Here is a 6,518-nt window from a genome sequence, read left to right as displayed (position 1 = left end):
GTGTAAAGCGTAGGCGTAGCCCGCCGTTCGCGTAGCGTCTCGTAGAGAAGGCATCGCTTCGTTAACTAGAGCAAGTTAGTAGTTGCTTTTCAGTTCTGGAAATGACGAAATCAATTTACCTCATTGACCGCAGCAACACGAGCAATTTCTCGCGTTGTCGCCGTGGTTAAACTTGCCGTTGCAAATACCTTAGTTGCTGACTAGATCAAGGATGCATAAGTTTGTGCCGTACTTGATGCTAAGTTTTCTAGGAGTGTTTGCAAGCGCTTGCTTGCATTATAACCAAATAGTAAACGAGATTTGGTATAAGTTACAGATGAGTTTATCGCCCTTGAGTATTAGTGAATACTGATCTTAAGGAAGAAAAAAGTCTGGAGCGATGCCTTGTTTACGAGACGCTTGTCTGCGACACGCTAGGAGTAGCTTTGATTCTTTGCAGGAGTACGCCTACGCTGATTAATTCAGCTGTCTTAATTAAAGTTGCAAGTTTCATCAAGTTATCCTCACCAAGAACGACGTGCAATCAGCCAGTGTTCTCTAGATTCCTATTTTTGAGTAGTCTCAACTTCCTACAGTTAGTTCACCCGATCGGTTGATCTTTAAATCACCCATTCGGGTGAGTTAATTTATCCCAATCGGGGTTTTGTCTGTGTAGCTAACGAGTGAGAAATCCTCAATCCCCTTCAACCATCCACAACTGATTTCTTAGAATCGAATTTCGGTAAAATCCCCACAGTTGATTTTCGGTTGGTAACAATATGAGAAAAAAGCCACTCATACCGATCGAGCGCTTGCTCTAAGGAATAGTTTTCTTCGGCAAATTGTCTTCCTGTGTTACCTAGCTTCCTCCCTAAAGCCGGATTAGCATATAAATCATGCACCGCAGTGGCCATGGACTGGGGCGATTCTGGCTCCACAACTATCCCACCACCGCTGAGTTCGATGGCTTTAGCAGCAGTACCAGTGGCGGGAACTGAACCCACAATTGGGCGACCACTCGCCAACAAAAGTGGTATTTTTGAAGGCATATTGAACGAAATCACATTATGCTTTTGCACAATTAGCCCGACATCAGAGGCTGCTAGCATTTCAGGTAGTTTTTCTCGCGGCTGTAACGGTAGTAGCAAAACATTATCTGCTCCATTTGATTGACAATATTCCTGCAACCTTTGCAATGCTGTTGATTCGCCAACAATGACAAAGACAATATCTTTGATATGACGTAAACAAACAGCTGCTTCTATTACTGTCTCTAAACCTTGCGTTAGAGCAATATTGCCTGAGTAAAGTACTACAAATTTCCCATTTAGTTGATGGTTAGATATCCAGGAGTTGCTCTGTTTCGGCAACGGGCGAATGAAATTTACATTTACCCAATTGGGAATACAAACGATTTTATTAACAGGTACTCCCTTATTTACTAAATTCTCACGAAACCCATCAGCGATCACACTAATAGTGTGTGCAGTCCGATATGCAAATTTCTCTAAAGCTGCAAGAGTCCGGATCATCAATTTGTTTTTTAATAGCCCGATACGCACAGCCGCTTCTGGTAAAATATCTTGCACATTTAGAACTACTGGGCAGTTGTATAACCAGCCCAATGTTGTTGCTGGCAACGTACCTAGTAGCGGCGGGACTGTTAAGATAATTACATCTGGGCGGCCACCTTTAAAGGCTTGGGGTAAGCTCGTGAAAACAAAGCTCAACTCCAGCAACAACCGATCCACGAGCTTAGGTTTAGACTTAATACGGACGTAACTTCGCTCAATAGTCACACCATTTTTTTGTTCAGTAAGATACCATTTATTCTGATACCCATCATAAATTTCGCGCTGAGGATAGTTGGGCATTCCCGTAATCACTCGCACTTTATGACCTCGCTTGACTAGTCCTTCTGCCAATTCAGTCATTAACGGAGCAATTCCAATTGGCTCTGGATGGTAGTTGTAGGAATAAATCAGAATATGCATGAATTATTTGTGAGTTTTGTGAAGATAGCATGAGACGATCGAATTACTTATTAATAGCGAGTAGGGGCTGCTATTTTTATTATTTACAGCATTTTTTACATGAAGTACAAAGCTACCAATTTGGAAGCAGTAGGCAGAGATAGAAACTGTTTATATCTGATTTGTAGCCCTGCATTTTGTGACCTCATTTATTTATAAATGCTGTATTTTGACTGGTTAAATTGTTTAATTAAAAAAAACGTGTTAAACATTGCGTATAAATTTTCTTTGTGGTTGTCAAAAGATAATTTTTGTCCGGCATAAAACACTTAAAAATCAAGATATGACTTTGTATAAACAGGTAAGATTATTGATAAATATAGACTTGATTTTTTGGTGATTATGACAAGAGTTGGTCTTTTTATTTACGAACTAATGCCTAAATTTACACTTGGAGAATTGTAACATTATATTCAATGTTATGCATATAACCCTCATTCCGCCTTTTGAACTGGCACATGAAGTATTTTTAACCAAGTCATCAGTATTGTATTCATTGAGGAGAATCCCACATTTTGAGTAGTTCAAAGGCGCTGACCAAAACAGTGTTGAGTGCTGAATAATAAATGCTGAAGTAAAAGTAAAATTAATTTCACTCATATTTTTAATGAGGTTATATGATAACCCTACTAATTCAGTTAACTAGTAGGGGTAGAATAGAGATTCAGTAAATTTAGCAAGCTCTAACTAGAAAGCCCTAATTTCTAGTAAAAGGCTTGCTTTTTCTTTAATGTTGAAGCTATACCCAAACCAGCAAATGCTAGCAAACCCAAGAGAGAAGCAGGCTCTGGGACTTTGGATACTTGAATAGAGCCAGAATTTTGATCTAGTGTTGTTGACGTTCCCTGTTGATCGACATCCTGATTTAATTGCAAAGAGTTGCCAACCGTTCCCTGAAAGAAATATTCTCCAATTACACCCGTTCCTCCGGCGACATCAAAGGAGCCAAATAATGTCTGAGTGGAAGTATTAAAATTGAAAGCGAAGAAGTTAGATTCTGATACTCCACCACTAACGGTGTTATAGGTTCCCAGAAGATTTTTAGATGGGTCTAAGAAGGAGACATTCAAGGATTGTAAAAAGTTGGTGGCTCCACTACCAAGTTCTGAAATGATTGTTGGTGCTGTAGTTTCGTCGTAGCTGAATGAACCTGTTGCTGAGTAACCAGCATTACCTTGCCAATTAAAGTTTAATTCAATAGCTTGGGCTGGGTTGTTAGCACTAGTAGCGATCGCAACACTGGTTACTGCGATCGCGGTAATTTGGGCGAAAATATTTTTCATGGTCATAACTCCAAAATTGATTGTCATGATGCATATATCAGTGCATCAATCAAGACTAAGCTTACGATAGAAATATATATCCGTAAATACCGCACAAAATACGGTATGTAATGTAATGAATGTATGAAGAGAAGCACTTGTTTTATAAAGTTTTGCATAAAATTTCAAGTCTATAGTGATGTCTGACGACAAACTCCTCTGCGTTTACGCTCCTTTGTATGCAATCCATTCTGGCTTAACTTCCATTCCTCATTTATCGTAAATTAAAGGGTTTGAAATCCCTGGGTTTTCACGTAGCCCAGTTACTCTGGGGGATCTTCTAACAGTAGGAGTTTAAGTACTCGTCTATTTGCATAGCGTGTCGCAGACAAAATATCTTTAATGTTGAATTTTGAATTGTTAACTATGGGGTTTTCCCTTTATTCTCTTTGATGAGCGATTCAGCTAAAAATCACGAGCGATCGCCTGAGAATAACTGATAAAGTTGAGCTACGCAAAGTTGAAAACAGTGTTATATGCCTGGGTTTCTATTAGAAGTTGGTACAGAAGAACTACCTGCAAGTTTTCTCAGTGATGCTTTAGTGCAATGGCAGGAACGCATTCCCCAAAGCCTGGAAGCAAACAGCCTCAAGGGCGATGTCCAGGTGTACGGTACTCCCCGGCGGCTGGCGGTATTGATTACAGGTCTACCATCGCAGCAACCAGATCGAGAAGAAGAAATTAAAGGGCCCCCCGCCCAAGCCGCCTTTAAAGATGGTCAGCCAACAGCAGCAGCAGCAGGCTTTGCCAAAAAGCAAGGTGTGGAACTAGATGCGCTGTCAGTTCGCCCCACTGACAAAGGGGAATTTGTCTTTGTGCAAAAAAGAATTCCCGGTCGTCCTGTGGCGGAAATTTTGACAGAACTTATTCCCCAGTGGATTTGGGGTTTAGAAGGTAAGCGGTTGATGCGTTGGGGGAATGGGGATGCAAGATTTTCCCGACCAATTCGTTGGCTGGTAGCTTTGTTAGATGAGACGGTGCTGCCTTTAGAATTAGTGAATGGTTCTAAAACGATTCAGAGCGATCGCATTTCCCAAGGTCATCGGGTTTTGCATCCTGAACCTGTGACAATTGTCCAGGCTACTGATTATGTTACCGCCCTCAAGTCTGCTTATGTCACCGTTGACCCAGAAGAACGGGTAAATCTGATTAAAGAGCAAGTAAATGCAGTCGCAGAGAATTTAGGCGGGTATACAGTAATTTACCCCGATTTGTTAGCAGAAGTAACCAACCTTGTAGAATATCCTTCCGCAGTTGTTGGTAAATTTGAACCAGAATTTTTGGAATTACCAACTGAGGTAATTACTGAAGTCATGGTTACTCACCAACGTTATTTTCCTGTATTCAAACCAGGGAGTTTTGAGCAAGAATTATTGCCCAACTTCATCACCATTTCTAACGGCGATCCTCAAAAATCAGATATTGTTGCTGTTGGGAATGAAAGGGTAATTCGTGCCAGATTAGCTGATGGCAGATTTTTCTATGAAGCTGATTTAACTAAGCCTTTAGAAAACTTTTTACCGCAGTTAGAAAAAGTCACTTTCCAAGAAGAATTGGGTTCGGTACTTGCCAAGGTAGATAGAATAGTTAAAATTGCTGGGCAAATTAGCAGTCAATTAGAATTAACGGAAAATCAAAGCCAAAGAATCCAACGTGCTGCTTTATTATGTAAAGCAGATTTGGTAACTCAAATGGTATATGAATTCCCCGAATTGCAAGGCATTATGGGAGAAAAATATGCTTTAGCTAGTGGTGAAGATGCCGAAGTAGCAAAGGCAATTTATCAACATTATTTGCCAAAGGGAGCAGGTGATATTTTACCGGAAACACTCACAGGTAAAATCGTAGGTTTGGCAGATAGATTAGATACTTTAGTGAGTATCTTTGGATTAGGTTTAATTCCTTCAGGTTCATCCGATCCCTTTGCCTTGCGCCGTGCGGCTAATGCTGTAGTTAAAATTGTTTGGTTTGATAATCTGCCAATAAATTTAGATGATTTATTGAAGCAAATATCGATAGACTTTGCAGCAAAATATCACAAAGATCAAGCATCATTAACCACAGCATTACAAGAGTTTTTCTTGCAACGCATCCGCACTTTATTACAAGAAGAAAAACAGATTGATTACGACTTAGTAAATGCAGTTTTAGGAGAAAACGATCCAGAATACACAGAACGGACGTTAAAAGATTTGTTGGATGTACGCGATCGCGCTTTGTACTTACAACAAATTCGTAAAGACAGTACCTTAGATAACATCTACGAGACCGTTAATCGTTCCACACGATTAGCCGCTCAAGGTGATTTGGATACAAAACAGCTAGAACCGACAACCGTAGTTCGTCAAGAATTATTCCAAAAGCCCTCTGAAGACGCTTTGTATAATGCGCTAATCGATTCAGTACCGGAAACTCAAGCAGCACAGCAGACCCGAAATTATCAACTGTTACTAGCAGCACTAACAAAAATTGCTCCAGCGGTTAGTAACTTCTTTGATGGCCCAGATAGCGTTTTAGTTATGGACTCCGATCCAGAAGTCAAGCGTAATCGACTACATCTGCTCGGATTAGTTCGCAATCATGCCCGTGTTTTAGCTGACTTCGGTGCGATCGTCAAAAATCTGTAGCGTAGGTCAACAAAAACTTGTGTAATTTTTGCCAAGAAAGGCTACTATAGGGAGTGCTTAACCAGGGACACTCTGCTGCAATCTATGTCCAAAGCTACTGTTATTGGATTGGGAAAGTCCGGTGTTGCTGCGGCGAGATTGTTGAAACGGGAAGGTTGGGAGGTAGAGCTGAGCGATCGCAACACCTCCAAAACCCTCCTAGAACAACAACAAGAACTCGCTGCCGAGCAAATAACCGTTAAACTAGGACAATCCCTAGAATTGAATGGTGCTAATTTACCCCAATTAATAGTCGTTAGTCCTGGCGTGCCTTGGGATATTCCCGTATTAGTTGAGGCACGCCAGTTAGGTATTGAAACCATTGGCGAAATGGAACTCGCTTGGCGAAATTTACAATCGCTACCTTGGGTAGGAATTACCGGCACTAACGGCAAAACTACTACCACAGCTTTAATTGCTGCCATTTTCCAAGCAGCAGAATTAAATGCACCCGCCTGCGGTAATATTGGCTACGCCGCTTGTGAAGTTGCCCTATCTCAGAGGGGACAGGGGACAGG

General features: G+C 41.0%; 4 protein-coding genes. 2 read left to right on the top strand and 2 right to left on the bottom strand.

Annotation, left to right across the window (positions count from 1 at the left end):
* Nucleotides 1–683: 683 nt before the first annotated feature.
* Complete coding sequence (locus IQ229_RS08220) at nt 684–1,973, bottom strand: glycosyltransferase family 4 protein (protein WP_194042801.1); 1,290 nt, start codon at nt 1,971–1,973, stop codon at nt 684–686.
* A 743-nt stretch (nt 1,974–2,716) separates the two neighbouring features.
* Nucleotides 2,717–3,301 (bottom strand): PEP-CTERM sorting domain-containing protein, encoded by a 585-nt coding sequence (locus IQ229_RS08215; RefSeq protein WP_228013300.1) that lies wholly within the window; start codon nt 3,299–3,301, stop codon nt 2,717–2,719.
* A gap of 509 nt (nt 3,302–3,810) precedes the next feature.
* Between IQ229_RS08215 and glyS the strand changes: the two genes are divergently transcribed.
* Nucleotides 3,811–5,961 (top strand): glycine--tRNA ligase subunit beta, encoded by a 2,151-nt coding sequence (gene glyS / locus IQ229_RS08210; RefSeq protein ID WP_194042799.1) that lies wholly within the window; start codon nt 3,811–3,813, stop codon nt 5,959–5,961.
* A gap of 84 nt (nt 5,962–6,045) precedes the next feature.
* Nucleotides 6,046–6,518 (top strand): Mur ligase family protein (locus tag IQ229_RS08205; protein WP_265582958.1); only part of this gene is annotated, 473 nt, incomplete at its 3' end.

The organism is Nostoc cf. edaphicum LEGE 07299 (assembly GCF_015207245.1).
Lineage (GTDB): Bacteria > Cyanobacteriota > Cyanobacteriia > Cyanobacteriales > Nostocaceae > Nostoc > Nostoc edaphicum_B.
The sequence above is the reverse complement of the archived record's forward strand: the minus strand, read 5'-3'. Positions and strand labels throughout refer to the sequence as shown.

Coding starts and splice junctions, on each gene's coding strand:
- IQ229_RS08220 (WP_194042801.1), bottom strand. CDS start 1,973: ATGCATATTCTGATTTATTCCTACAACTACCATCCAGAGCCAATTGGA.
- IQ229_RS08215 (WP_228013300.1), bottom strand. CDS start 3,301: ATGACCATGAAAAATATTTTCGCCCAAATTACCGCGATCGCAGTAACC.
- glyS (WP_194042799.1), top strand. CDS start 3,811: ATGCCTGGGTTTCTATTAGAAGTTGGTACAGAAGAACTACCTGCAAGT.